Source organism: Variovorax sp. OK605, assembly GCF_900115445.1.
In the GTDB taxonomy this organism is placed as follows: Bacteria; Pseudomonadota; Gammaproteobacteria; order Burkholderiales; family Burkholderiaceae_C; genus Variovorax.
This window is the reverse complement of record NZ_FOWL01000029.1, coordinates 22904-46765: the sequence shown is the minus strand read 5'-3', so window position 1 is coordinate 46765 and position 23862 is coordinate 22904. Positions and strand designations below refer to the sequence as shown.

The window sequence follows — 23862 nt, the reverse complement described above, 5'->3', positions numbered from 1 at the left end:
GTTCGAGCGCACCAAACAGAGACACGTCGAACACGTCGGCGTGGTTGCAAGACGTATCCAGGGGAGGCTCGGCGCGGGCCACTAAAATCCCGCCCCTTGCCTGTTTTTCCCGGCGTTTCCGGTTTTCCCGCTGTCACGCCGCGTCCCGCGTCCCCGTCCCCCTTCTCCCCCCAATGAACATCGTCGTCAACGAAGACCTCAAAGCCTATATCGACCCCCTGACGCCGGAGGAATACGAAGCCCTCGAACGCAGCATCCTGGCCGAGGGCTGCCGCGACGCGCTCGTGCTGTGGGGCGACGTGCTGGTGGACGGCCACAACCGCTACGGCATCTGCCAGAAGCACGGCCTGCCGTTCCAGACGGTGCAGAACACGCGCTTCAAGTCGATCGACGACGTGCACCTCTGGATGATCGACCAGCACCTGGGCCGGCGCAGCATCTCCGACTTCCTGCGCGGCGTGCTCGCGCTGCGCAAGAAGGACATCGTCGACCTGCAACGCGCCCGCACGGTGGCGCCGCCGGCTGCGTCTTCAGATGCTGCCGCACACGACCCGTCCGACCCGTCCGACCCGCCGTTCGATGTCGATCCGCCCGCCGACGGCGACGCCCCCGCCGTGCCGCCGCCCGCCCCGCTGAACAGCCGCGAAGCCATCGCGCGCGCCGCGCGGCTGAGCAGCAGCCAGGTGGGGATGATCGAGAAGATCCAGAAGCAGGCCGCGCCGGAACTGGTGGCGGCCGTGAAGTCGGGCGTGATCTCGATCAACACCGCGGCCGCCGTGGCCACGCTGCCGGCCGAGGAGCAGGTCTCCGCCGCGATCGCCGGCAAGGACGAGCTCAAGCAGGCCGCCAAGCGCGTGCGCGATTCGAAGAAGAAGCCGCGCGAAGAGTCGGCCGAGCCGGCTTCGGACGAAGCGCAGCAGGACAAGCCCGATGCGGTTCAGGCGCTGGAGCAGCGCGTGGCCGAGCTCACGGCCGAGAACGAGGCCTTGCGCAAGCAAGTGGCCGAGCTGCGGGCGCAACTCGGCCAATGACGCCGGCGGGCTTTCAGGCCCCTCAGGCCTCTCAGGCCTCTCAGGCCTCTCAGGCCCTGGTGCCTACAGCTGGATCTCGCTGATCTTCGCGCCAGAGAGCGAGACGCCGGCTTCCAGCCCGATGTTGGTCATCACGAAGCCCACCACCGGCTGGCGCAGCGTGTTGGTGTCGATGCTGCCGTTGGCGCCGATGGTCGCGAGCGCCACCGTGGCGTCGGCACCGGCCGTCCAGCCCTTGCTGTTGCGGAACTTGTCCAGCGCCGCCTGCGTGGTGAACAGGTAGATCACCGCCTTCGACTGCGCGCCGGCCTGGAAGCCGACCGAGCCGGCGGTGGTGCTGTAGTACGACTGCGTGCGCCCGTTCACGCGCAAGGCGCCGCGGCCGTATTCGGCACCGACCCCCAGGCTGCCCCCCACCACGGCGGGGAACACCAGCACACCGCTGGAGCGCGCCACCAGTTCGCGCGAGCCCTTCACCGAGTCGTAGAGCTTGGACAGCGCGGCGTCGGCCTGGGCGTCGATGGACGTGCGCGACGACGCGCTGCTGGCCTGATCCTGCGGTCGCGTCGTGGTGCAGCCGACAAAGGCCAGGCTGCACGCGGCGAAAGCGGACGAGAGCGCAAGCGTTCTGAAGTTCATGGCTTTCATGACGAAATCCTTTGCAAAGAAGGTGGATCGGCGAGGAAAACCCCGCTTTTGTCTGCCAACAGCGGCAGGTGCGCTCATGCTAAGACGCGAAAACCGGCCCCCGCCCACCTTGAGAAATCCGCCTACGCGAAGACACGGTGTCCATGAATGGCCTGAAACTTCGCTCCGTAATCTTGTGTTTTTATTTGCAACAAGTGTTATATTTTTATCGTCATTGGTCGAGATAGTCCTGTAGTACTACTTTCGATGGCCCTTCAAACCGGCCGCCGAAGTCCAGCCGGGGAGCCTGCTTTGCAATCAGAACGGCGTTCACGCCCAAAGTTGGTGCTGTCGGTGCCGGCATGACAACAGCCGCCCATCCCGCCCTCAAAAGCCAGCGCGCCTTGCTGAGCTTCAGCGTCGAAGGCCTGCCGCCGCGCGAAGAGCTGCTGTTCAAGTCGCTGGTCCGCCTGCTCGACCACCGCACCCACCAGCACTGGGCCTGGAGAGCCGGCCCGGCCGATCTGCGGGTCGTCGGCGAAAAGCTGCCACCCGTGGGCGACGCACCGGCGGTGCCGGTGCTGGCCGTGGGCCAGACCGACCCGCAACGCGGCGGTCACTTCCTCGCACTGCCGCTGCATGCCGACGCGCTCGAGCAGACGCTCAACCGCCTGGGCGCCATGGTCGTCCACGCCCGCGGGCTGGGCCTGGCGGCGGCCGAGGCCGACCTGGCCGAAGACGACGAGTTCCGCCTGCTGCGCTGGCCGCCCGCCGCGCTGCTCGAAGCACCCCACCGCATCCGGCTCGCCACGCTGATGACAGGGCGCCCCACCTCGCTCGGCGTGCTGCGCCAGCGCTCGGGCCTCGGCGTGCAGGAGTGCCTGGACTTCATTGCCGACCTGCGCCGCAGCGGGCTGCTCGAAAGCGCACAGGAGACAGCACAGGCGGCACAGGCGGTGCGAGCCGCGCAAGACACGCAGGCTGCGGCAGCCACCGCCAATTCTGCTTTCTTCGACAGCGTCGCCCCCGACAGCCGCCCCGCCCTCCCGTATCCGCCGGTGCGCGACGCCGTGCAGCCCGGCTTGCTGGCCCGCATCCGCAGCCGGCTCAGCCTGCTGACCACAGGGCCCCGATGACCGTCGAACACAAGATCCTCTTCACCGGCACGATGGGCGCCGGCAAGACCACCGCCATCGGTGCCGTGAGCGAGGTCCCGCCCGTGAGCACCGACGTGCGCAACACCGACACCTCGGTTGCCAAGGCCACCACCACCGTCGGGCTCGACTACGGCGAACTCACGCTCGACAACGGCGAGAAGCTGCGCCTGTACGGCACACCGGGGCAGATGCGCTTCGACTTCATGTGGCGCATCCTGGCGCGCGGCGCGCTCGGCCTGGTGATCCTGGTCGACAACAGCCGGCCCGATCCGCTGGCCGACCTCGACGTGTACCTCGACGGTTTCGCCGAACTGATCGCCACCACCGCGTGCGTGGTGGCGGTGGGACGCATGGAGTCGCATCCGCAGCCCGACATCGACGCCTACGCGCGCCGCGCCGAGGCCAAGGGCGTGCTGTGCCCGGTGCTGCCGGCCAACGTGACCGACCCGCAGCAGGTCGTTCAGTTGCTGGAGCTGCTGCTGCTTCAACTCGAGGCCTGAGCCTCTCTTTTCTTCATTTCCGGGCAGCCATGAACATCACCCCCCAGATCAAGCTCGCCGCCGAATCCGCCATCGACACGCTGATGAGCCAGATCAAGGGGGTGAAGGCCGTGGTCATCTCGACCGAGGACGGCCTGGAGCTGGCCGCGCGCGTGGAGAACACCGCGCAGGTGGCCCGCCTGTCGGCCATTGCCAGTTCGCTGGCCGCGCTGGGCGCCGTCGCGGGCGAGGAGAGCGACCTCGGCGACTGCGACAACGTGACCATCGAGGCAACGCACGGCCACATCCTGATGCTGCAGGCGCGCCACCCCGAGCTCACGCTGATCGTGAGCGTGGTCACCGGCAAGGACGCGATCATCGGCCAGGTCCTGTACTTCGCGAAGCAGGCGACGCTCGCGCTGCAGCACGCCTGAGGGCGGCCGCGCACCGGCGCCGATCCGGCACACCCGTTCGACAACACCGGCAGCCGCCCACCTCTTCGCCCGGGTGGCCGCCGACTCCAAGGGGCGAGGGACTACGAAGGATTTCGATGGCAAATATCAAGCAATCCATGGACGACCTGATGACCTGCGACGGCGCGCTGTGCGCGGCGCTGGTGGACTCGAGCAGCGGCATGATCCTGGGCCAGATCGGATCGGGCGTCGACCTGGAAGTCGCGGCCGCGGGCAACACCGAGGTCGTGCGCGCCAAGCTGCGCACCATGCGCGACCTGGGCTTGAACGATGTCATCGAGGACATCCTCATCACGCTCGGCAAGCAGTACCACATCATCCGCCCGATGCAGAAGAAGGAAGGCCTGTTCGTCTACCTGGTGCTGGACAAGGCCAAGTCGAACCTCGCGCTGGCACGCCGCAAGGCGCTGGACGTCGAACAGAACATGACGGTCTGACGCCGGCAGGCCGGTGGCGGGCCAGGCGCCACCGGCGGTCACGTGAGGCCACCCACGGCCACGGGCGGCGCAATGTTCGCGCAATGCTGATTCATAGCATCGCAGGTCTCTTGCGGGCGCGCGCTCCCAGCGGCCCGCCATCCGGCAACCGAACCGACCCTGCGCACCCCGATGACATTCGACCCTGCAAGGCTGCCTCGCTACTCGACCGCGGGCGGCTCGCTGAAACCCTCGAACCCCACCGTCAACGCCGCCACCCATCCGCGCACCTCGCCAGCGCCGGCCGCGCGGCGACTCGAGCTGCTCGACGCCCTGCGCGGCTTCGCGCTGCTCGGCGTGCTGCTGGTCAACCTTCGCAGCTTCTCGCTGTACGAGTTCATCGCGAGGTCGCAGCGCGACGCGCTGCCCACCGCCGCCTGGGATCGCGCGCTTTCACTGGCGATGGAGTTGCTGGTCGACGCGAAGTCGATCACCCTCTTCACCCTGCTCTTCGGCGTGGGCTTCGCGATGCGGTCGAACCGCCTCGCCGGCAACGCCAACACCGATGGCATGCGCCTGCACGTGCGGCGCATGCTGGTGCTGCTGGCCATCGGCCTGGTGCACGCGTACCTCTTCTGGTGGGGCGACATCCTGCGCTACTACGCGGTGTTCGGCCTGCTGCTGCTGGCGTTCACCCGGCTGTCGGCGCGCACGCTGGCCGTGCTCGGCGTGTGCGTGGCCGTGGTGCTGCCGGTGCTGCTGCAACCGCTGGTGCCCGGCCTGCTGCCGGCGCAGGCCGGCAAGGCCCAGGCCTCGGCCGCCGCATGGAGCGCCTTCGTCAGCGGCGACTGGGCCACGATGCTCCAGGGCAACCTGGCGCGCGACATGCGCATGCGCATCGCCGTGTGGTCGCTGCCGCTGTTCGTGTTCGGCCGGTTGCTGCTCGGCATGGCCATCGGCCGCGCGGGCGTGCTGCAGGAATCGGTCGCGCACCGGCGTTTCTGGGTACGGCTGCTGCGCGCGAGCTTCGCCGTTGCGCTTGCCGCTTCCGCATTGCTGATGCTGCGGGACCATGGCGGCACAGGCGGCACAGGCAGCACCGCCGTGGTGGCCAGTTGGCTGGGTGAAGGCGCGGGCCTCCACGCGACGCGCCTGCTGCGGGAGCTTGCACCGCTGGCGCAAGGCGTGTTCTACATGGCCGCCTTCGTGCTGCTGTTCCAGCATGCGGCGTGGCGGCACTGGCTGCGCAAGCTCGCGCCGATGGGCCGCATGGCGCTGACCAACTACCTCGCGCAGACGCTCTTCGGCCTCGGCCTGTTCTACGGCATCGGCCTGGGCCTCGGGCCGCAGTTCGGGATCGTGGGCGTGGTGATCTGCGGCGCCGCGATCTTCGCGCTGCAGGCGCTGTTCAGTTGCTGGTGGCTGGCGCGCTTTCGCTTCGGGCCGGCCGAATGGCTGTGGCGCAGCCTGGCCTACGGCAAGGCCCAGCCGATGCGCCTGCAGGCCACGGCCTGAGGCGCACCGGCGCAGCCCTTCAGGGCAGGACCGTGAGGCGGTCGGTGGCCGGCGGCGCCAAGGGGCTGCCGGCCTTGATGTAGGCCTCCAGGGCGTCCACGTCCTGGTCGCCGCCGAGCGAATCGGTCCCCTGGTTGAAGACGGTGAAGTTGTCGCCGCCCGTCGCCAGGAAGCTGTTCATCGTCACGCGGTAGGTCGTGGCGTCGACCATCGCGGTGCCGTTGAGCGACAGGCCGCTGATGCGCGAGCCGGCGGGCGCCGAGAGGCTGTAGCTGTAGGTGAGGCCCTTGGACGGCAACAGCACCTTCGGCGCGGCCACGGTGTTGGCGCCGCTGTTGAACTGCTGCTCCAGCACGGCCTTGATCTGCGCCCCCGTCATCGTCTTCACCACCAGGCTGTTGCCGAAGGGCTGCACCGCGAAGATCTGGCCGTAGGTCACGCTGCCGTCGCCGGCGGGCGCGAGGTCGGCGCGCACGCCGCCCGGGTTCATGAAGGCGATCTGCGCCGCGCCCTTGCCCACCGGGCTGGTGGCGGCGAGCTGCGCGTCGGCGATCAGGTTGCCCAGCACGCTTTCCTTCGACGCGGTCTGCGTGCGCGTGGCCGTGGCGGTCAGCGAGCCCACCACGCGCTGCACCAGCGGCCCCGCGATGGTGAGGTACTGGCTGATGAGCGCGGCCACCTCCTGGTTCTTGCCGAAGGTGGGGTACTGGTCGGTCAGCGCGACGGTGGTGGCGCCGCTGGTGTAGGCCTCGCCCTGCACGATCACGTTGTCGGCCGCCTTGGCCGTGACCTTGCGCGTGCGCGTGTCGATGGTCAGGTTGATGTCGGTCAGCAGCGTGCCGTACTGGCCGGCGCTGGTCAGCAGGAAAGGCTTGGCCGGGTTGGTCTTGCCGTAGTCGCACACGTACGAGCGGTGCGTGTGGCCCGAGATCACGATGTCGACCGAGGCGTCGAGCTTGTCGAGGATCGGCAAAATGTCGCCGCTCAGGCCCGCGCAGCTCTTGTCGTTGTAGCCCACGGTGGTGGTGCCGCCTTCGTGGATCACGACCACGACGGCATCGGCGCCCTGCGCCTTCAGCTGCGGGATCAGCGCGTTGGCCGTGTCCGCCTCGTCCTTGAAGCTCAGGCCCGCAACGCCGGCGGGCGTGACGATGTTGGGCGTGCCCTTCAGCGTCATGCCGATGAAGGCCACCTTCACCGTGGCGCCGTCCTTGGTGAAGGTCTTCATGCCGGTGGCCGGGAACAGCGTGTTGCCGTCGCCCTTCACCGTGTTGGCCGCCAGGAAGCCGAAGTTGGCGCCCGGGAAGCTCTTGTTGACGCGGCAGGGCTCGAGCGCGGTGTTCTTCGCGCAGCCGCCGTTCTTCATGCGCAGCAGTTCGGTCTGGCCCTTGTCGAACTCGTGGTTGCCGACCGCGTTGAAGTCGATCTTCATCGCGTTCACCGCTTCGATGGTCGACTCGTCGAGGAACAGCGCCGACACCAGCGGCGAGGCGCCGATCATGTCGCCGGCCGACACCACGGCGTTGTTCGGGTTCTTCGCCTTGAGGTCGGCGATGGCCGAGGCCAGGTAAGCGGCGCCGCCGGCGGGCACCGCCACCGTACCGCCGGCCTTGGCGGGTGCGGTGATCGACAGCTTGGGCGGCTCGAGGTTGCCATGCAGGTCGTTGAAGGCGATGAGCTTCACGTCCACGGTGGCGGGCGCCGGGGCCGGCGGGTTCGACGCGGGAGGCGGCGCGGCGATCGGCAGGAAGCCGTTCGTGTTGTTGCTGCCGCCACAGGCGGTGAGCATGGCCAGGACCGCGCCGGCCAGGGCGGCGTGTTTCGACGATGGATGCATGAACCTCTCCTCTGCTTTGGAATCCAGCGGATGCTGGCCACGGCAGATGACGATGCCGTGACCCCCTCAAGCCCTCTGGGGGTGATCTGCCAGGCGGTCAGGGAAGAAGCACGAGGCGCGTCGCCACACCGGGGCCGAAGGCCGCCTGCAGCAGGGCCCTGGCTTGCGCGCCTTCTGCTTCGCCCAGTTTCGGCACATGCGGTACGGCCAGCCAGCCCTCGGCGGGCCGGCGCTGCAGCTGCCAGCCTTCCTGGCCCAGACGGATGAGTTGCGCGAGCGCCGCGGGGTCGGCGACGGCCAGCGCGTCGGGTGTGATGTCGAGCCAGTCGACGACCTGCTCGGTCTCGCCGCCGAGGCGTGCGGCGGCACCCTCGGCGAGCGCGCGCTGCGTGGCGGCGTCGCGCACGGCGCCTTGCAGGATGATCCCGCCGCCGTGCCAGCGGATTTCGAGCGCGGGCGCCGCGGCGGCTTGCGTGGCCTGTGCAACGGGTGCGGCCTGCGCGACCTGCGCATTTTGCACGGACAGCGACCGCCAGGCGGTTGCCGCGGCAACGGACATGACCAGCAGGCAGATGGCCGTGATTGCGAGGGTCGTGGATCGCTTCATCGCGCGGAGCATCTTTTCGATCGGCGGGAGGAGAAACAGGAAGGACTGCGAGCGTGCCACGCGGCGCGTGACGCCGATGTGACCGCTGCCGAGCACGACGTTGAACAGACCTACACACATCGCCGCAGCGCGATGACCCCGCGCCGCCGCAGGCCGTGTAAGCTGGCATCGAGAACCTGATCCCCCCGACCACTCAACCCGAGGAACGCACCCATGCCAGCGAATGCGAAAGTGACCGGAGATGTCGAATACCGAGCCGGCGACGGCCCCCTGATCCTCATTCCCAGAGGCCCGATCGAAATCGAGCTGGCGCCCGACAGCGCCGTGCTCAGCTGGGGCGATGGCGGCAGCGCGCAGACGACCGCGATCCCGATCGCCGAGTACCAGCGTTATCTGGGCGAAGGCGTGATCGAGCCCGATTGAGATCTGGCTAGACGCTGCCGCTTGCGCAGCGCCCATAAAAAAACGGCCCCGAGGGGCCGTTTTGCTTTGGTGCATGCGCGGCTGCAGGAGCCGCGTCACGTCACTGTCTGCTTACTTCTTCTTGGCTGCTGCTGCCTTCTTGGCGGGAGCGGCCTTCTTGGCGGGTGCAGCCTTCTTTGCTGCAGCCTTGGCGGTCGGCTTGGCGGCGGGCTTGGCTGCGACAGCCTTGCCGTCGGCCTTGCGCTTTGCAGCCTTCGGGTCCACGGCGGCCTTGAAGGCAGCGCCCGGCACGAACTTCGGCACCTTCTGTGCGGCGATCTTGATCTTGGTGCCGGCGCTGGGGTTGAAACCCGAGCGTGCGGCGCGCGCGACTTGCTTGAACGTGCCGAAGCCGACGATCTGCACGGGGTCACCCTTCTTCACTGCGGCGACGATCGAGCTGGTGACAGTCTCGAGGATGCGCGCGGCTTCTGCCTTGCTGACGTTGTGGGCGGTGACGATTTTTTCGACGAGTTCGATGCGGTTCAACTGAGTTTCCTGATAGGTTTGATTTCGCCATGTTGCCTATGGCGGCGCAGCACGATACAAGCTGCAAGCGGTCCGGAGTTTATTCGACTGCGAGAGCCCGGATGTAACGCGGTCGCTTCGGGCCTTCATTGAAGTTGCTCGCCATCAGTCTGCAGCGAGCCCTTCGGCCTCCATCGCGGCACGCACAGCGGGCCTTTCAGTGACCACTTCCATGTACGCGCCAATGGACGGCCACGCCGAGAAATCGAGTCCTGCCAACCGGCGAAGGCAAAGGATGGGATAGAGGTACGCATCCGCGACCGTGAAGCCTTCGCCGAGGATGTACGGGCCCGGCCGCACCATCGATGCGATGCGTTCGAAGACACGCGCGCCGGTGATCAGCTTGCGCTTGTAGCTGGCGGGCACGTCGAGATCGAACATGGGTGCGAAGCCTTTGTGCAGTTCGCTTGCGATGACACTCGATGCCTCGGCGAGACGATGGCGCGCCATGCTGCCCGCGAGCGGTGCGAGTTGCGACGACGGTGCCAGGTCGGCGAGGTACTGCAGCACGGCGAGGCCCTCCGTGAGCACTTCGCCGTCGTCGAGTTCGAGCGCGGGCACCTTGCCCATCGCAGTGACCTGGAGGTAGCTGCGACCTGTGGCAGGCGGCGTCTTGTTCTCGAGATCGACGCGAACCAGCTCGGCCCGCAGGCCCGCTTCGCGCAGGACGATGTGGGCAGGCAATGAAGAAGCGCCGGGGCTGTAGAAGAGTTTCATGATCGGCTCCTGTCGATGGATCACGTTGCGTTGCGAGACGTTGTGCACGTGATGCATGGTGGATGCGAGGAGCTTCATGAAAAAGCAGGTTGGCGGCACAAGACCGATGAACCGCACTCACGAGTTGCCGATCTCGGAGGCGGATGCACGCGTGTTCGTGACCGTGGCCGACGCCGGCAGCTTCACCGCGGCCGCGGCGCTGCATGCGATGACGCCCTCGGCGGTGAGCAAGGCGATCGGCCGGCTCGAGAGCGATCTCGGCGTGCGGTTGCTGGTGCGCACGACGCGGGCGTTGCATCTCACGGAAGAAGGCGCGGCGTTTCACGAACGATGCGCGCGCGTTCGAGATGCTGGCCGAGGCCGCGGAGGAAGCGGGTGCGGACACGCATGCGGTGGCCGGCACGGTGCGCGTCGGATTGCCGTCGCTCTTCGGCACTTGCCTGCTCGCACCGCGATTGCCCGCATTGCTTGCGCGGCATCCGAAGCTGCGCGTCGAGATCGTGTCGACGATGCAGCTGTCCGGCGTGTTCGACCGCGGCCTCGACGTCGCGATAGCCGCCGGTGCGTTGCCCGACTCGAGCCTCGTCGCGCGTCCGCTGGGCCGCGGACAGTTCGTGACCGTGGCCGCGCCGGCCTGCTTCGGCGAAATGCCAAGACCTTGTCGACCCGATGAACTTCACGGCCACCGATGCGTGACGTACACGCGACCCGACGGCAGAGAAGAACCGTGGAATTTCGAAACGCAGAAAGGGCCCGTGCAGATCGAGCCGCACGCGTCTCTGCGTTCGGATGACATGCATCACATCGCCGCGATGGCCATCGCCGGATTGGGCGTCGCGCAACTTCCGATGTTCGTGATCGCAGCGCATCTGGCTGATGGACGACTCGAACGTTTGTTGCGCGCATGCGAGCTGCGCCGAAGCTTGCATCGCTCGTGTACCCCGCCGCTCGCGCGATGTCGCGATGCGTTCGCGTCTTCATCGAGCACTTGCTCGCGGACGAACAGGCACAGCAACTCGCAGGCGTGACACGCGCGAGCGATCGCATCTAAAGACGTCGTGTGGAGGGAAGAGAAAGAAGCCGAGTCAGAAAGTGAAAAGCCCTTGCAACTCTAGAGCTGCAAGGGCTTCTGACTGGCGGAGTGGACGGGACTCGAACCCGCGACCCCCGGCGTGACAGGCCGGTATTCTAACCAACTGAACTACCACTCCTGGTAGACAACGTTCGCTTCTTGCGAAGCCGAGTGTTGACAACTCGTGCCTGCTTCACTTGCGTGAAACTGGCGACCCTACGGGGATTCGAACCCCGGTAGCCACCGTGAAAGGGTGGTGTCCTAGGCCTCTAGACGATAGGGTCAAAACCTTAGGAACCGTGCTGCGATCAGCACTTATCTTCTTCTCTCGACACTTAATGGTGGAGGTAAACGGGATCGAACCGATGACCTCTTGCATGCCATGCAAGCGCTCTCCCAGCTGAGCTATACCCCCTGTGGGTGTCGAGCCTCGAATTATAGCCCGTTTATCAGGCCTTTTTCAATCTTTCGAGAACTTTTTCTTTTGAAAAAATCTCGAGGACTGAATCGAGGGACGGTGTCTGCGATGTTCCCATCACAAGCACTCGTACTGGCATCGCTAACACTGGCATTTTTAATGCGTGTGTCGCAAGCACTTCCTTGATGATACCTGCGATTGAGGGCTTATCCCATGTCGCAGTCATCAATTTTTCTGCAAGCGTTGCAATTGCGGGCTTCACTGCATCGGTGATGTGTTGTGCGCGATCCGCATCGCTCACTTGGATGTCCGCATAGAACGCGGTGGCCCAGTCGGCGAGTGCCACCGTGGTGTCGCAGCGGTCCTTGAACAACGCGCAGATAGCAGGCAAACGCTCGTCGGCAACGATGCCGCGCTTTTGCAACTGTGCTGCAACAAGCGGCGCGAGCTCGTCACCGCTCTTCGCCTTGATGTACTGCGCATTCACCCACGCAAGCTTCGCAGCGTCCCACTGCGCGGGGCTCTTCGAGAGATGCGAGCCGTCGAACCAGCTCACCATCTGTTCGCGCGTGAACAGCTCGTCGTCGCCGTGGCTCCAGCCCAGGCGCGCGAGGTAGTTCAGCATGGCCTCCGGCAGGTAGCCGTTGTCTTCGTAGGCAGTGACGCTCACGGCGCCGCGGCGCTTCGAGAGCTTCTGACCGTCGTCGCCAAGAATCACCGGCACGTGGCCGAACTCGGGCAGCGATGCACCGAGCGCGCGGAAGATGTTGATCTGCCACGGCGTGTTGTTGATGTGCTCGTCGCCGCGGAACACGTGCGTGATGTTCATGTCCCAGTCGTCGACCACCACCGCGAAGTTGTACGTGGGCACACCGTCGGGTCGCAGGATGATCAGGTCGTCGATCTCGCGGTTGTTGATGGTGATCTCACCCTTCACGAGGTCGTTCCACGTCACGTCGCCTTCGGGCGGATTGCAGAAGCGCACCACCGGCGGCACGCCTTCGGGTACGGGCGGCAACGCCTTGCCCGGCTCGGGACGCCAGCGGCGGTCGTACAGCGTCTTCTCGCCGCGCGCGCGTTGTGCCTCGCGCATTTCGTCGAGCTCGGCCGGCGTGCAATAGCAGTGGTACGCCGTGCCGGCTTTCAACATTTGCGCGATGACTTCGCGGTAGCGCTCCAGGCGCTGCATCTGGTAGATCGGGCCTTCGTTGTAGTCGAGGCCGAGCCAGTGCATCGACGCGAGGATCTGGTCGGTCGAGTCCTGCGTGGAGCGGGCTACGTCGGTGTCCTCGATACGCAAAACGAACTCACCGCCGTAGTGGCGTGCGTAAGCCCACGAATACAGCGCGGTGCGCGCCGTGCCGAGGTGAAGGAAACCCGTGGGGGACGGTGCGATGCGGGTGCGTACTTTGCCGGTCATTTTTTATATGGAATTCAGGGTGCCCAGGCCGCGCGCGAGGTCGGCCTTGATGTCTTCTGCATGCTCGAGGCCGACGGCGAGGCGGATCAGTCCCTGGCCGATGCCGGCGGCCTGGCGCTGCGCCTCGGTCAGGCGGCCGTGCGAGGTGGTGCCGGGGTGCGTGATGATGGTCTTCACGTCGCCGAGGTTGGTGGCAACGCTCACCACGCGCGTGCTGTTGATCACGTGGAACGCGTTGGCGCGCGCGGTTTCGGGCGTGTCGCCGACCACGTCGAACGACACCACCGCCCCGCCCTGCCCCGACTGCTGCTGCATGGCCAGCTCATGCTGCGCATGCGATGCAAGGCCCGGGTAGTACACACGGGCGATGCCGGGCTGCTTTTCGAGCCACTGCGCCACGTCGAGCGCATTGGCGCAATGCGCCTTCATGCGCACGCCGAGCGTCTCGATGCCCTTGAGCACGACCCACGCATTGAACGGCGCCAGCGCCATGCCGGCGGTGCGCACCACGGGGCCGAACACGTCGACGATGAGTTTCGAAGGCCCGCAGATCGCGCCCGCCATCACGCGGCCCTGGCCGTCGAGGTGCTTGGTGCCCGAGTGGATGACGAGGTCGGCGCCCAGCGACGCCGGGCGTTGCAGGATCGGCGTGCAGAAGCAGTTGTCGACCGCCAGCAGCGCGCCCGCGGCGTGCGCCACGTCGGCCAGCGCGCGGATGTCGCAGACCTCGGTCAGCGGGTTGGTCGGCGTCTCGGCGAACAACAGCTTGGTGCTGGGCTTGACGGCCGCGCGCCATTCGGCCACGTCGGTCTGCGACACGAAGGTGGTCTCGACGCCGAACTTGGCGAACTCCTTGCCGAACAGGTTCAGCGTGGAGCCGAACACCGAGCGCGAGCAGATCACGTGGTCACCGGCCTTCAGCAGGCCCATGCACATCATGAGGATCGCGCCCATGCCGGTCGACGCGGCAATTGCCGCCTCGGTGCCTTCGAGCGCCGCAATGCGCTGCTCGAAGCTGGTCACCGTCGGGTTCGAGGTGCGCGAATAGGTGAAGCCCGGTTCGGTGCCCGCAAAGCGGCGCATCGAGGTCTCGGCATCGGGCTGCACGAAACCGCTGGTCAGGAACAGCGCGTCGGAATGCTCGCCGTACTGGCTGGGCGCGAGGCCGGTGCGCAACGCGAGCGTGTCGGGATGCAGGCCGGGCGGCAGGGTGCGTTCGTCGCTCACAGGTGTTCTCTCCCGGAGTTCATTCGCTGGGGTTGGGCAGCGCGAGACGCGAAGAATCTTCCTCGGTCTCTTCGATGCGGGGGCGGTTGCCGTTCATGCGCGAGATGGCCTCGGTGTCGATGTCGCCCGTCACGTACACGCCGTCGAAGCACGAGGCGTCGAAGCCGGCGAGCTTGGGGTTGAGCGAGCCGATGGCGCGCTTCATGGCGTCGACGTCCTGGTAGATCAGCGCGTCGCAGCCGATGAGTTCGCGGATCTGTTCCACCGTACGGTCGTGCGCGACCAGCTCGCCCTTGGTCGGCATGTCGATGCCGTAGACGTTGGGGTAGCGCACCGGCGGCGCGGCGCTGGCCAGGTAGACCTTGCGGGCACCGGCGTCACGCGCCATCTGCACGATTTCCTGGCTGGTGGTGCCGCGCACGATCGAGTCGTCGACCAGCAGCACGTTGCGGCCCTTGAACTCGCTCGCGATGGCGTTGAGCTTCTGGCGCACCGACTTCTTGCGCACGCCCTGCCCCGGCATGATGAAGGTGCGGCCCACGTAGCGGTTCTTCACGAAGCCTTCGCGGTACGGCACACCCAGCAGGTGCGCGAGCTGCGTGGCGCTCGGGCGGCTGGACTCGGGAATCGGGATGATCACGTCGATCTGGTTCGGCGGCACGGTCGAGACCACGCGCTTGGCCAGCGTTTCGCCCAGGTTCAGGCGCGCCTGGTAGACCGAGATGCCGTCGAGCACCGAGTCCGGGCGCGCGAGGTACACGAACTCGAAGATGCAGGGGTTGAGGCTGGGCGACTCGGCGCACTGCATCGAATGCACCTTGCCTTGCAGGTCGACGAACACGGCTTCGCCGGGTTCGATGTTGCGCTCGAACACATGGCCCGAGCCTTCGAGCGCCACCGATTCGCTGGCGATCATCACGGTGCCGTCGGCCGGGTTGCGGCCCATGCACAGCGGGCGGATGCCGTACGGGTCGCGAAAGGCCAGCAGGCCGTGGCCCGCGATGAGCGACACCACGGCGTACGAGCCGCGCAGGCGCTTGTGCATGCTCTTCACCGACTCGAAGATCTCCGCCGGATGCAGCGGCACGCCGCGCGACGAGCGCTCGAGTTCGTGCGCCAGCACGTTGAGCAGCACTTCGGAGTCGCTCTCGGTGTTGGTGTGGCGGTGGTCGGTGGACGACAGCTCGTCGCGCAGCGCGTGCGCGTTGGTGAGGTTGCCGTTGTGCACGAGCACGATGCCGAACGGCGCGTTCACGTAGAAGGGCTGCGCCTCTTCTTCGCTGTAGGCATTGCCGGCGGTCGGGTAGCGCACCTGGCCCAGGCCCACGTTGCCCGGCAGCGCGCGCATGTTGCGCGTGCGGAACACGTCGCGCACCATGCCCTTGGCCTTGTGCATGAAGAACTTGCGTTCCAGCAAGGTCACGATGCCGGCCGCATCCTGGCCGCGATGCTGCAACAGCAGCAGTGCGTCATAGAGCAACTGGTTGACGGGTGCGTTGCTGACAACGCCGACGATTCCACACATGAACGATTCCTCTCAGGGCAGGTAGCTTGCCAACTTTTCAGGCAGCGCGGGTTTCAAGCCCTGCAGTGCCGCATCGAGAACAACGGCGCTGCGCGATTCGTGCCACCAGGCACTGTCGCTCAACACCAGCAAATGAACAACGACGGCCAGCACGAGCAGGGCCACCGCACCCCGCGCCGCTCCGAACGCTGCTCCCAAAATCCGGTCCACCGGCCGCAGACCCACGACCGTGATCAACTTGCGCGTCAGCGCGGCCACCAGGCCCACGCCGAACACCACCGCCACGAACACCAGCACGAAGGCCAGCGGGTAACGCCACGCCGCCTGCGGATCGCCGAACGGCAGCCATGCCGCCACGCCGGAAGCCAGCCACTGGGCGGCGACGAATGCGGCCACCCAGCCGATCAGCGAGATCACCTCGAACACCAGTCCGCGCATCAGGCCGAACAGCATCGACACCCCGATGAGCGCGACGGCGATCCAGTCGAGCAAGGCCACGGCGACAGGCAGCGGTGCTTACAACGTGAGGATCGCGGCCGACAAAGACAAGCCCTTGACCTTTTCCGCCGCGCGGTCGGCCTCGGCACGCGAGCTGAACGGGCCGACACGCACACGCGTGCGTTCGCCGTCGGCCGTCTTGGCCACGTGCACATAGGTCTTGAGACCGGCGCGCTCGAGCTTCTGGCGCACTTCGCGCGCCTTGTCGGCATCGGCGAAGGCGCCGACCTGCACCACGAAGCGGCCGGCAGCGTCGTCGGAAGCCTTGGGGGCCGCGGCGGCTGCGTTGATGGGCTTGCCTTCGAGCAGTGCGCGGGCACGCGCGCCGTCGTCCGCGGAAGCCGTCTTGGGCTTCGGTTCGGGCTTGGTTTCCTTGGGTTCCTTGGGTTCAGGCTTCGGCTTGGCCTCGGGCTTCGGCTCAGGCTTGTGCTCGACCTTCGCTTCGGGCTTGGGCTCGGGCTTGGCCTGCGGCTTGGGTTCGGGCTTCGGCTCCGGCTTGCGCTCGGCGGGCGGCGGCGTGGTGGCGGCCGGCTTGCCGGACTCGATCTCGGTGCCGTCGGCGCTCTCGGTGATCATGCCGCCGCTCGACGAGGCCGAGGCCACGCGCGAGCCGGTGTCGGGCGCAGCGGGCGCGCTGCTGGTCGCGGGGGCCGGCGTGGCGGGCACGGGCAGCGGCTTGACCTTGTTGCGGTCGGGAATCTCGATCGGGATGTCGACCGCCACGGGGCGCGGTTGTGTATCGAAGAGCAACGGAAACCCGATCACGCCGAGCAGCACCAGCACCGCGGCGCCGAGCAGCCGATGGCGCGCACGCCGACGCATGGATTCGACACTTTCCGCCGGCACTGCAGCCGGGGCGCTGCGTCCTTCGTTGCCTTGTGGGCCGCGCGTGCGGAACTTGAAAAACGCCATGAAGTTCGATCCCTGAAGGAGTGCAGCGAGGTGGTGCCCGATGTGCCGGATGGGTGTGTGGACAGCCCGACGATCAGCCGCCTGGCAGCAGGTGTTTGGCTTGCAGCCGGGGGGTGCCGTTTTCGAGCACGCCACCCACGGTGAAGAACGATCCGAAGACGACGATTCTATCAGTGGGGTCCGCGTGCTCGATGGCTGCGCGCAACGCGTCCATGGGGTTCGCATGCACGCTGCCCGAGGCGTCCGCGCGCGTGTTCTGCGCCTGCCAGGCGGCCAGCAGATCGGCCCCCTTGGCGGCGCGCGGCGTGGGCAGGTCGGTGAAGTACCAGCGGTCGATCAGCGGCCCGATGCGCGCCAGAATGGGTGCCAGGTCCTTGTCCGCCATGACGCCGAACACGCCGTGCGTGGTGGGGAAGAAGCCCATCGCGTCGAGGTTCTCGGCCAGCGCGGCGACGGCGTGCGCGTTGTGCGCCACGTCGAGCACCAGCGAGGGTTCGCCCGGCACGATCTGGAAGCGGCCCGGCAGCTCGACCATGGCCAGCCCGTTGCGCACGGCCTGCGCCGTGATCGGCAGTTGCGGGCGCACCGCTTCGAGCGCCGCGAGCACGCCCGCCGCGTTGATGAGCTGGTTGGCACCGCGCAGCGCCGGGTATGCCAGCCCGCTGTAGCGCCGGCCGCGGCCCGACCAGCCCCACTGCTGCTTGTCGCCGGAGACATTGAAATCGTGTCCGAAGCGCCAGAGATCGGCGCCGATGGCGTTGGCATGGTCGATGACGCTCTGCGGCGGCATCGGGTCGCTCACGATGGCGGGCTTGCCGGCGCGCATGATGCCGGCCTTCTCGAAGCCGATGCTCTCGCGGTCGGGGCCGAGGTATTCCATGTGGTCGAGGTCGATGCTGGTGATGACCGCGCAGTCGGCGTCGATGATGTTCACCGCGTCGAGGCGGCCGCCCAGGCCGACTTCGAGGATCGCCACGTCGGGCTTCTGCTCGATCATGCAATGCAGGATGCCGAGCGTCGTGAACTCGAAGTACGTGAGGCTCAGGTCACCGCGCACCTCCTCCACCACCTCGAAGCTTGCTATCAATTTGGCAGCATCGACCGCTTCGCCCTGCAGCCGCAGCCGCTCTTCGAAGCGCACCAGGTGGGGCGAGGTGAACACCGCCGTGCGGTAGCCGGCATGCGTCAGGATCGATTCGAGCATGGCGCAGGTCGAGCCCTTGCCGTTGGTGCCCGCCACCGTGATGACGGGGCAGTCGAAGCGCAGGCCGAGGCGCTGCGCCATCTCTTTGGCACGCTCGAGTCCCAGCTCGATGTTCTTGGGATGGAGTTGCTCGGCGCGCGCGAGCCAGTCGTTAAGGGTTTCCATGGAGGCGGGCATTGTCGCCGACCTGCCGGCCGGGGCATCATCGCGGCCATGACAACCCTATACGGCATTCCGAACTGCGACACCGTCAAGCGCGCCCGCACCTGGCTCGACGAGCATGGCGTCGCTTACACCTTCCACGATTTCAAGAAACAGGGCGTGCCCGAGGCCGAGCTCGACCAGTGGCTGAAGAAGCCCGGCTGGGAGGCCCTGGTCAACCGCAAGGGCACGACCTGGCGCAAGCTCGAAGAGGCCATCCGCGAGGGCGTGGTCGACGCCGCCTCCGCCCGCCCGGTGCTGCTGGCGAACCCCAGCCTCATCAAGCGCCCGGTGGTCGACTGGGGCCCGAAAACACCGGTGACCACCGGATTCGACGCCGACGCCTGGGCTGTCAACGCCGTGTAAACCCTGGAACCCGCCCTGTCGGCGGGCGTCAAACCGCCATCTGCAGGAGAGACACACCATGAACAAACACGTTTTTCGCACCCTGGCCGGCCTTTGCGTGACCGGCGCGCTGGCGGCGGGCACCGGGCTCGTGCATGCCCAACAGAACCAGGTGGTTCAGGCCCGCGTGATTTCCGCCACTCCGATCCGCGAAACGACCGGCAGCGACGTCAACTACAACGTCACCTACGAATTCAACGGGCGCCAGTACACCACCCGCATGAACAGCCGGCCCGGCGCGACCATTCCGATCCAGGCCAGCACCTACGGCGTCACCGCCGGCGCGACCACCTTGCCCGTGGCGCCGCAGTCGCGGGTGCAGACCTACCCGGTCGAGGCCAGCGGCGGCTATCCCCAGCAACCAAGCGGCTCGCCGTGGGACAACGTGGTACCCGAGCCGGGCGTGGTGGTCTCCAACGCACCCGCGCCGGTCTACCAGCAGGCGCCTGTGTACGCCGCCCCGGTGTACGTGCAACCCGCCTACAGCTACCCGTATGCCTATCCGTACGCCTACCCGCCGGTGGGCATTTCGCTGAACCTCGGCTACTCGCGGGGCTGGGGCGGCGGCGGCTACTACGGCCGTGGCGGCTGGGGTGGCGGCTACCGCGGCTGGCACCGCTGAGCACCGGCCGGCGGCGCGCGCCGGCCAAGCCCCTAAAATCGAGGACTTTTCCAACCCTTGACGGGTGCGCCGCTGGTGCGGTGCGTCCTCGATTCGCCGACCGCCAGCGCGCCGGCGCCACCCAATGACGACGACTACCGACACAATCAACAGCGCCGCAGTGGCCACCAAGGCCAATGTGTACTTCGACGGCAAGTGCGTGAGCCACGGCCTCACGCTCGCGGACGGCACCAAGAAATCGGTCGGCGTGATCATGCCGTCCACCCTCACCTTCAACACCGGCGCTCCTGAAATCATGGAAGGCGCCGGCGGCAGCTGCGAATACCAGCTCGCGGGCACCACCGAGTGGATCGCCTCGGGCCCCGGCCAGAAGTTCAGCATTCCCGGCAACTCGAGTTTCCAGATCCGCGTGAGCGGCGAGCCCTACAGCTACATCTGCCATTTTGGGTAAAGCCCCAGGCTTCGCGCACTTCGTGTCGCTTCTCCAAACCCCTTGCAGGGGGCGATACCGGTGGCCCGGCGAAGCCAATTTCACGGCATCCACGGTATCCACGGCACAGAGTCGTGCCACGAATGTCATGAACCATTGAATCGCGCCACCACCAACGGAACTCTCACCATGTCGACCATTCTCCAAAACGTTCCCGCCGGCCAGAAGGTCGGCATCGCCTTCTCGGGCGGCCTGGACACCAGCGCGGCGCTCCACTGGATGCGCAACAAGGGCGCGATTCCCTACGCCTACACCGCCAACCTCGGCCAGCCCGACGAGCCCGACTACGACGAGATCCCGCGCAAGGCGATGCTCTACGGCGCCGAGAACGCCCGCCTGATCGACTGTCGCGTGCAGTTGGCCAACGAAGGCATCGCCGCCCTGCAGGCCGGCGCCTTCCACGTGACCACCGCCGGCGTCACCTACTTCAACACCACGCCGCTGGGCCGCGCCGTGACCGGCACGATGCTGGTGTCGGCCATGAAGGAAGACGACGTCCACATCTGGGGCGACGGCAGCACCTACAAGGGCAACGACATCGAGCGCTTCTACCGCTACGGCCTGCTGACCAACCCCAACCTGAAGATCTACAAGCCCTGGCTCGACCAGGTCTTCATCGACGAGCTGGGCGGGCGCGCCGAAATGTCGGCGTTCATGCAGCAGGCCGGCTTCGCCTACAAGATGTCGTCCGAGAAGGCCTACTCGACCGACTCGAACATGCTCGGCGCCACGCACGAGGCCAAGGATCTCGAGCACCTGAACAGCGGCATCCAGATCGTGCAGCCCATCATGGGCGTGGCGTTCTGGAAGGACGAAGTCGAAGTGAAGCGCGAAACCGTGTCGGTGCGCTTCGAAGAAGGCGTGCCGGTGGCGCTGAACGGCGTGCGCTACACGAACCTGGTCGAGTTGATCCTGGAAGCCAACCGCATCGGCGGGCGCCACGGCCTGGGCATGAGCGACCAGATCGAGAACCGCATCATCGAAGCCAAGAGCCGCGGCATCTACGAAGCCCCCGGCCTCGCGCTGCTGTTCATCGCCTACGAGCGCCTGGTCACCGGCATCCACAACGAAGACACCATCGAGCAGTACCGCGACAACGGCCGCCGCCTGGGCCGCCTGCTGTACCAGGGCCGCTGGTTCGACCCGCAGGCCATCATGCTGCGCGAGACGGCGCAACGCTGGGTGGCGCGCGCCATCACCGGCGAAGTGACCGTCGAGCTGCGCCGCGGCAACGACTACTCGATCATGAACACCGAGTCGGCCAACCTGACCTACAAGCCCGAGCGCCTGAGCATGGAAAAGGTCGAGGGCGCGTTCACGCCGCTGGACCGCATCGGCCAGCTCACGATGCGCAACCTGGACATCGTCGACACGCGCGAGAAGCTGGCGATCTACACGCAGGTCGGCCTGCTGTCGTCGAACGAAGGCGCTTCGCTGCCGAAGCTCACGAACGACGGCGACGCGAGCTGATCGCGCACCCTGCCCTTCCGGGCAGATGCGAATGACAACGGGCCCTTCGGGGCCCGTTTTCTTTGTGGATGCTGCTGCGCGTGCTGTGAATGCGGCGCGGCGTCAGTCCCCGCCGCCTCCGCCGCAGCCGCCGCCGCACCCACCGCCGCCGTCCGACGAACCGCCACCGTCGCTGGAGCCGCCGTCACCGCCGCCGCTGGAGCTGCTCGATTCGCTGCCGCCGAACCCGCCCGCATCGCCCGCGCTGCCGCCGTCCGACGAAGACGAATCACCGAAGCTGGTGCCGCAATGCGCGTCGGAGCCGATGTGGCGCTCGACCGCGTGGCAGTCGGGCACGTACTGGAAACCGCCCGCCACGGCGAACTTGATGTCCAGCGCAAACAGCAGCGGCAGCCGCGCCGGCTTGCGCGGATCGATGCTCTCTTCCTTGCAGGCCCAGTACCACGTGCGGCGCAGGCCGTCGTTGCGCTTCGGGTCGCGCCCCAGCACCTCGGCCGGGCTGTGGTGGAGCATGCGGCCGAAGGCCGCGTTGCACCAGTTCTGGTAGCCCTGCGTGTGCAGGATGAACTCGTGCCACGCCGTGTCGACCACCTTCGAGGGCATGGCCACGAACTTGCGGTCGCTGCGCAGGTGCGCCATGAAGAACTGGCGCAGGCCGCGCAGCACCAGTTCGGCGTCGCGCCGGCTCAGTTGCGGGTGCGCCTCGCGCAGCTTGCCGATGAGGAAGGGCGGCAGCCGCGCCTCGCGGATGAACTGGCGCCGCAGGCTGGTCTCGAGAAACTTGAGCACCGCCGAGAACAGCAGCGCCACCACGATCACGGCCACCACCGAGCCCCAGCGGCGCGATCCCAGGAACAGCGCGAGCAGCGCCACCAGCGGCACCGCCCGGCGGGCCCACACCAGCGAGCCGATGCGGCGGCGGAAATTCAGCGGCAGGAAGTCGAGATCCATGCCGTCAGACGACCACCGGTTCCGGCTCCAGCCGGATGCCGAAGCGCTCGTACACGCTGGTCTGGATCGCCTTGGCCAGGGTCATCACCTCGCCGCCCGTGACCGGGTTCTCGCGGCCGCCGCGGTTCACCAGCACCAGCGCCTGGCGCTCGTACACGCCGGCGTTGCCCACCGACTTGCCCTTCCAGCCGCAGGCGTCGATGAGCCAGCCGGCCGCCAGCTTGATGGTGCCGTCGTCCATCGGGTAGTGAACGATCTTGGGGTCGCGCGCGATGATGTCGGCGCACTGCTCGGGCGTGACCGTCGGGTTCTTGAAGAAGCTGCCGGCATTGCCCAGCACGCGCCAGTCGGGCAGCTTGGCACGGCGGATGGCGCAGATCCAGTCGAAGATGTCCTGCGCGTCCGGCGTGAAGTTGCCGGTTTCTTCCATCTTGCGTTCCAGGTCGAGGTAGCCGACCACGGCCTTCCACGGCTTGGGCAGGCGGAACCGCACGCGGGTGATCACCGCCCGGCCCGCAAGGCCGAAATCGTTCGGGCCGCTGCGCACGTGCTTGAACACCGAATCGCGGTAGCCGAAGGCGCATTGCGCGGCGTCGAGCGTGAAGCTGCGGCCGGTTTCCAGGTCGTAGGCGTCGAGCGACTCGAAGCGGTCCTGCAATTCGACCCCGTAGGCACCGATGTTCTGCACCGGCGCGCCACCCACGGTGCCCGGGATCAGGGCCAGGTTCTCGAGGCCCGGACAGCCGTTGCGCACCATCCATTCGACGGCGTCGTGCCAGATCTCGCCGGCGCCGGCCTCGACGATCCAGGCGCGCGGGGTTTCTTCCACCAGCCGCAGGCCCTTGATCTCGATCTTCAGCACCAGTTGCTTGACGTCGCCCGTGATCACGATGTTGCTGCCGCCGCCCAGCACGAAACGCGGCGCGTCGTGCCAGGTTGCGTCGGCGTGCAGCGCGACAAGGTCGGCCTCGCTGGCGATGCGCGCCAGATGCTGCGCACGCGCGACGATGCCGAAGCTGTTGTAGGGCTGCAGCGGGACGTTGGACTCCACGATCATGGGAGAATTGTCGCATCCAGCACCAGTGAATTCAGGAGAGAGTCCATGCCGTCCTTCGATACCGTCTGCGAGCCCAATCTGCCCGAAGTGAAGAATGCGGTCGAGAACACCGCCAAGGAAATCGGCACGCGCTTCGATTTCAAGGGCACGGCCGCCGCCGTCGAGCTCAAGGACAAGGAGATCACCATGATCGGTGACGCCGAGTTCCAGCTCGTGCAGGTCGAAGACATCCTGCGCAGCAAGCTCACCAAGCGCAGCGTCGACGTGCGCTTCCTCGACAAGGGCGACGTCCAGAAGATGGGCGGCGACAAGGTCAAGCAGGTCATCAAGGTCAAGAGCGGCATCGAGAGCGAGCAGGCCAAGAAGATCACCCGCATCGTCAAGGACAGCAAGCTCAAGGTGCAGGCCGCGATCCAGGGCGACGCGGTGCGCATCACCGGCGCCAAGCGCGACGACCTGCAGGCCGCCATGGCCCTGATCAAGAAGGACGTGCCGGACATGCCGCTCACGTTCAACAACTTCCGCGACTGAGCCCCGGCGC

25 protein-coding genes, 3 tRNA genes and 2 pseudogenes are annotated in these 23862 nt (G+C 67.0%); 14 read left to right on the top strand and 16 right to left on the bottom strand.

Features of this window, described 5'->3' with window-relative positions; translation table 11 throughout:
• Positions 1-173 precede the first annotated feature (173 nt).
• Positions 174-1031: a plasmid replication/partition related protein gene (locus BM013_RS38920; protein WP_093135810.1), complete on the top strand. Its 858-nt coding sequence runs from the start codon at positions 174-176 to the stop codon at positions 1029-1031.
• 63 nt (positions 1032-1094) lie between these two features.
• On the opposite strand, the gene BM013_RS38915 is transcribed toward BM013_RS38920, so the two are convergent.
• Entirely contained in the window at positions 1095-1679 is a 585-nt protein-coding gene (locus BM013_RS38915) for a BPSL1445 family SYLF domain-containing lipoprotein (protein WP_093135808.1), read from the bottom strand.
• 341 nt (positions 1680-2020) lie between these two features.
• On the opposite strand from BM013_RS38915, the gene BM013_RS38910 reads away from it, so the two are divergent.
• From BM013_RS38910 to BM013_RS38890, 5 genes are all read left to right on the top strand, one after another.
• Positions 2021-2794, top strand: a complete 774-nt coding sequence (locus tag BM013_RS38910; RefSeq protein WP_177225697.1) for a hypothetical protein — start codon at positions 2021-2023, stop codon at positions 2792-2794.
• The gene (locus BM013_RS38905; RefSeq protein WP_093135803.1) at positions 2791-3315 is read left to right on the top strand and encodes a GTP-binding protein; all 525 of its coding nucleotides are present in this window, start codon (positions 2791-2793) and stop codon (positions 3313-3315) included. The genes BM013_RS38910 and BM013_RS38905 overlap by 4 nt, the downstream gene beginning before the upstream one ends.
• 29 nt (positions 3316-3344) lie before the next feature.
• Positions 3345-3728: a roadblock/LC7 domain-containing protein gene (locus tag BM013_RS38900; protein ID WP_093135800.1), complete on the top strand. Its 384-nt coding sequence runs from the start codon at positions 3345-3347 to the stop codon at positions 3726-3728.
• A gap of 116 nt (positions 3729-3844) precedes the next feature.
• Positions 3845-4204: a hypothetical protein gene (locus tag BM013_RS38895; protein WP_093135798.1), complete on the top strand. Its 360-nt coding sequence runs from the start codon at positions 3845-3847 to the stop codon at positions 4202-4204.
• A 171-nt stretch (positions 4205-4375) separates the two neighbouring features.
• Positions 4376-5698 carry a DUF418 domain-containing protein gene (locus BM013_RS38890; protein ID WP_093135795.1) on the top strand — a complete coding sequence of 441 codons (1323 nt, stop codon included), beginning with the start codon at positions 4376-4378 and terminating at the stop codon, positions 5696-5698.
• A 19-nt stretch (positions 5699-5717) separates the two neighbouring features.
• On the opposite strand, the gene BM013_RS38885 is transcribed toward BM013_RS38890, so the two are convergent.
• Complete coding sequence (locus BM013_RS38885) at positions 5718-7535, bottom strand: bifunctional metallophosphatase/5'-nucleotidase (RefSeq protein WP_093135792.1); 1818 nt, start codon at positions 7533-7535, stop codon at positions 5718-5720.
• A gap of 97 nt (positions 7536-7632) precedes the next feature.
• Positions 7633-8262, bottom strand: coding sequence for a hypothetical protein (locus BM013_RS38880; protein ID WP_256221887.1), 630 nt, complete (start codon positions 8260-8262; stop codon positions 7633-7635).
• Positions 8263-8355: 93 nt separating this feature from the next.
• Here BM013_RS38880 and BM013_RS38875 point away from each other — a divergent pair, with 93 nt between their 5' ends.
• On the top strand, positions 8356-8565 hold the full coding sequence (locus BM013_RS38875; protein WP_093135790.1) for a hypothetical protein: 210 nt from the start codon (positions 8356-8358) through the stop codon (positions 8563-8565).
• 111 nt (positions 8566-8676) lie between these two features.
• Here the strand turns inward: BM013_RS38875 and BM013_RS38870 are convergent.
• Together BM013_RS38870 and BM013_RS38865 are read right to left on the bottom strand one after the other, a co-directional pair.
• Positions 8677-9099, bottom strand: a pseudogene (locus tag BM013_RS38870) (HU family DNA-binding protein); the annotation flags it as partial.
• 138 nt (positions 9100-9237) lie between these two features.
• Positions 9238-9927: a glutathione S-transferase N-terminal domain-containing protein gene (locus BM013_RS38865; protein ID WP_256221886.1), complete on the bottom strand. Its 690-nt coding sequence runs from the start codon at positions 9925-9927 to the stop codon at positions 9238-9240.
• Between BM013_RS38865 and BM013_RS42295 the strand changes: the two are divergent.
• Positions 9905-10102, top strand: a pseudogene (locus tag BM013_RS42295) (LysR family transcriptional regulator); the annotation flags it as partial. The gene BM013_RS38865 and the pseudogene BM013_RS42295 overlap by 23 nt on opposite strands.
• A gap of 94 nt (positions 10103-10196) precedes the next feature.
• Positions 10197-10877: a substrate binding domain-containing protein gene (locus BM013_RS38855; protein WP_093135784.1), complete on the top strand. Its 681-nt coding sequence runs from the start codon at positions 10197-10199 to the stop codon at positions 10875-10877.
• 106 nt (positions 10878-10983) lie between these two features.
• Here BM013_RS38855 and BM013_RS38850 read toward each other — a convergent pair.
• From BM013_RS38850 to folC, 9 genes are all read right to left on the bottom strand, one after another.
• Positions 10984-11060, bottom strand: a tRNA-Asp gene (locus tag BM013_RS38850).
• A 69-nt stretch (positions 11061-11129) separates the two neighbouring features.
• A tRNA-Glu gene (locus BM013_RS38845) sits at positions 11130-11205 on the bottom strand.
• A 55-nt stretch (positions 11206-11260) separates the two neighbouring features.
• Positions 11261-11336 (bottom strand) — tRNA-Ala (locus tag BM013_RS38840).
• A 34-nt stretch (positions 11337-11370) separates the two neighbouring features.
• Positions 11371-12759 carry a glutamate--tRNA ligase gene (gene gltX / locus BM013_RS38835; RefSeq protein WP_093135782.1) on the bottom strand — a complete coding sequence of 463 codons (1389 nt, stop codon included), beginning with the start codon at positions 12757-12759 and terminating at the stop codon, positions 11371-11373.
• 3 nt (positions 12760-12762) lie between these two features.
• The gene (locus BM013_RS38830) at positions 12763-13986 is read right to left on the bottom strand and encodes an O-succinylhomoserine sulfhydrylase (protein ID WP_093135779.1); all 1224 of its coding nucleotides are present in this window, start codon (positions 13984-13986) and stop codon (positions 12763-12765) included.
• A gap of 19 nt (positions 13987-14005) precedes the next feature.
• Complete coding sequence (gene purF / locus BM013_RS38825) at positions 14006-15511, bottom strand: amidophosphoribosyltransferase (protein ID WP_093135776.1); 1506 nt, start codon at positions 15509-15511, stop codon at positions 14006-14008.
• Positions 15512-15523: 12 nt separating this feature from the next.
• On the bottom strand, positions 15524-16009 hold the full coding sequence (locus BM013_RS38820; protein WP_093135773.1) for a CvpA family protein: 486 nt from the start codon (positions 16007-16009) through the stop codon (positions 15524-15526).
• A gap of 18 nt (positions 16010-16027) precedes the next feature.
• Positions 16028-16921, bottom strand: a complete 894-nt coding sequence (locus BM013_RS38815; protein WP_093135771.1) for an SPOR domain-containing protein — start codon at positions 16919-16921, stop codon at positions 16028-16030.
• A gap of 73 nt (positions 16922-16994) precedes the next feature.
• Positions 16995-18302, bottom strand: coding sequence for a bifunctional tetrahydrofolate synthase/dihydrofolate synthase (gene folC, locus BM013_RS38810; RefSeq protein ID WP_093135768.1), 1308 nt, complete (start codon positions 18300-18302; stop codon positions 16995-16997).
• A 36-nt stretch (positions 18303-18338) separates the two neighbouring features.
• On the opposite strand from folC, the gene BM013_RS38805 reads away from it, so the two are divergent.
• The 4 genes from BM013_RS38805 to argG all read left to right on the top strand — a co-directional run bounded on the left by BM013_RS38805 (position 18339) and on the right by argG (position 21313).
• Positions 18339-18692 (top strand): ArsC family reductase, encoded by a 354-nt coding sequence (locus BM013_RS38805; RefSeq protein ID WP_093135765.1) that lies wholly within the window; start codon positions 18339-18341, stop codon positions 18690-18692.
• 58 nt (positions 18693-18750) lie between these two features.
• On the top strand, positions 18751-19353 hold the full coding sequence (locus BM013_RS38800; protein ID WP_093135763.1) for a glycine zipper 2TM domain-containing protein: 603 nt from the start codon (positions 18751-18753) through the stop codon (positions 19351-19353).
• A 124-nt stretch (positions 19354-19477) separates the two neighbouring features.
• Positions 19478-19804, top strand: coding sequence for a pyrimidine/purine nucleoside phosphorylase (locus BM013_RS38795; protein WP_093135761.1), 327 nt, complete (start codon positions 19478-19480; stop codon positions 19802-19804).
• 168 nt (positions 19805-19972) lie between these two features.
• A complete protein-coding gene (gene argG / locus BM013_RS38790) occupies positions 19973-21313 on the top strand; it encodes an argininosuccinate synthase (protein WP_093135759.1) in 1341 nt (446 codons plus the stop codon).
• A gap of 102 nt (positions 21314-21415) precedes the next feature.
• Here the strand turns inward: argG and BM013_RS38785 are convergent, their stop codons facing one another.
• The gene (locus BM013_RS38785) at positions 21416-22264 is read right to left on the bottom strand and encodes a glycine-rich domain-containing protein (protein ID WP_093135757.1); all 849 of its coding nucleotides are present in this window, start codon (positions 22262-22264) and stop codon (positions 21416-21418) included.
• Positions 22265-22268: 4 nt separating this feature from the next.
• Complete coding sequence (gene murB / locus BM013_RS38780; RefSeq protein WP_093135755.1) at positions 22269-23321, bottom strand: UDP-N-acetylmuramate dehydrogenase; 1053 nt, start codon at positions 23319-23321, stop codon at positions 22269-22271.
• Positions 23322-23366: 45 nt separating this feature from the next.
• On the opposite strand from murB, the gene BM013_RS38775 reads away from it, so the two are divergent.
• Entirely contained in the window at positions 23367-23852 is a 486-nt protein-coding gene (locus tag BM013_RS38775; RefSeq protein ID WP_093051716.1) for a YajQ family cyclic di-GMP-binding protein, read from the top strand.
• Positions 23853-23862 lie beyond the last annotated feature (10 nt).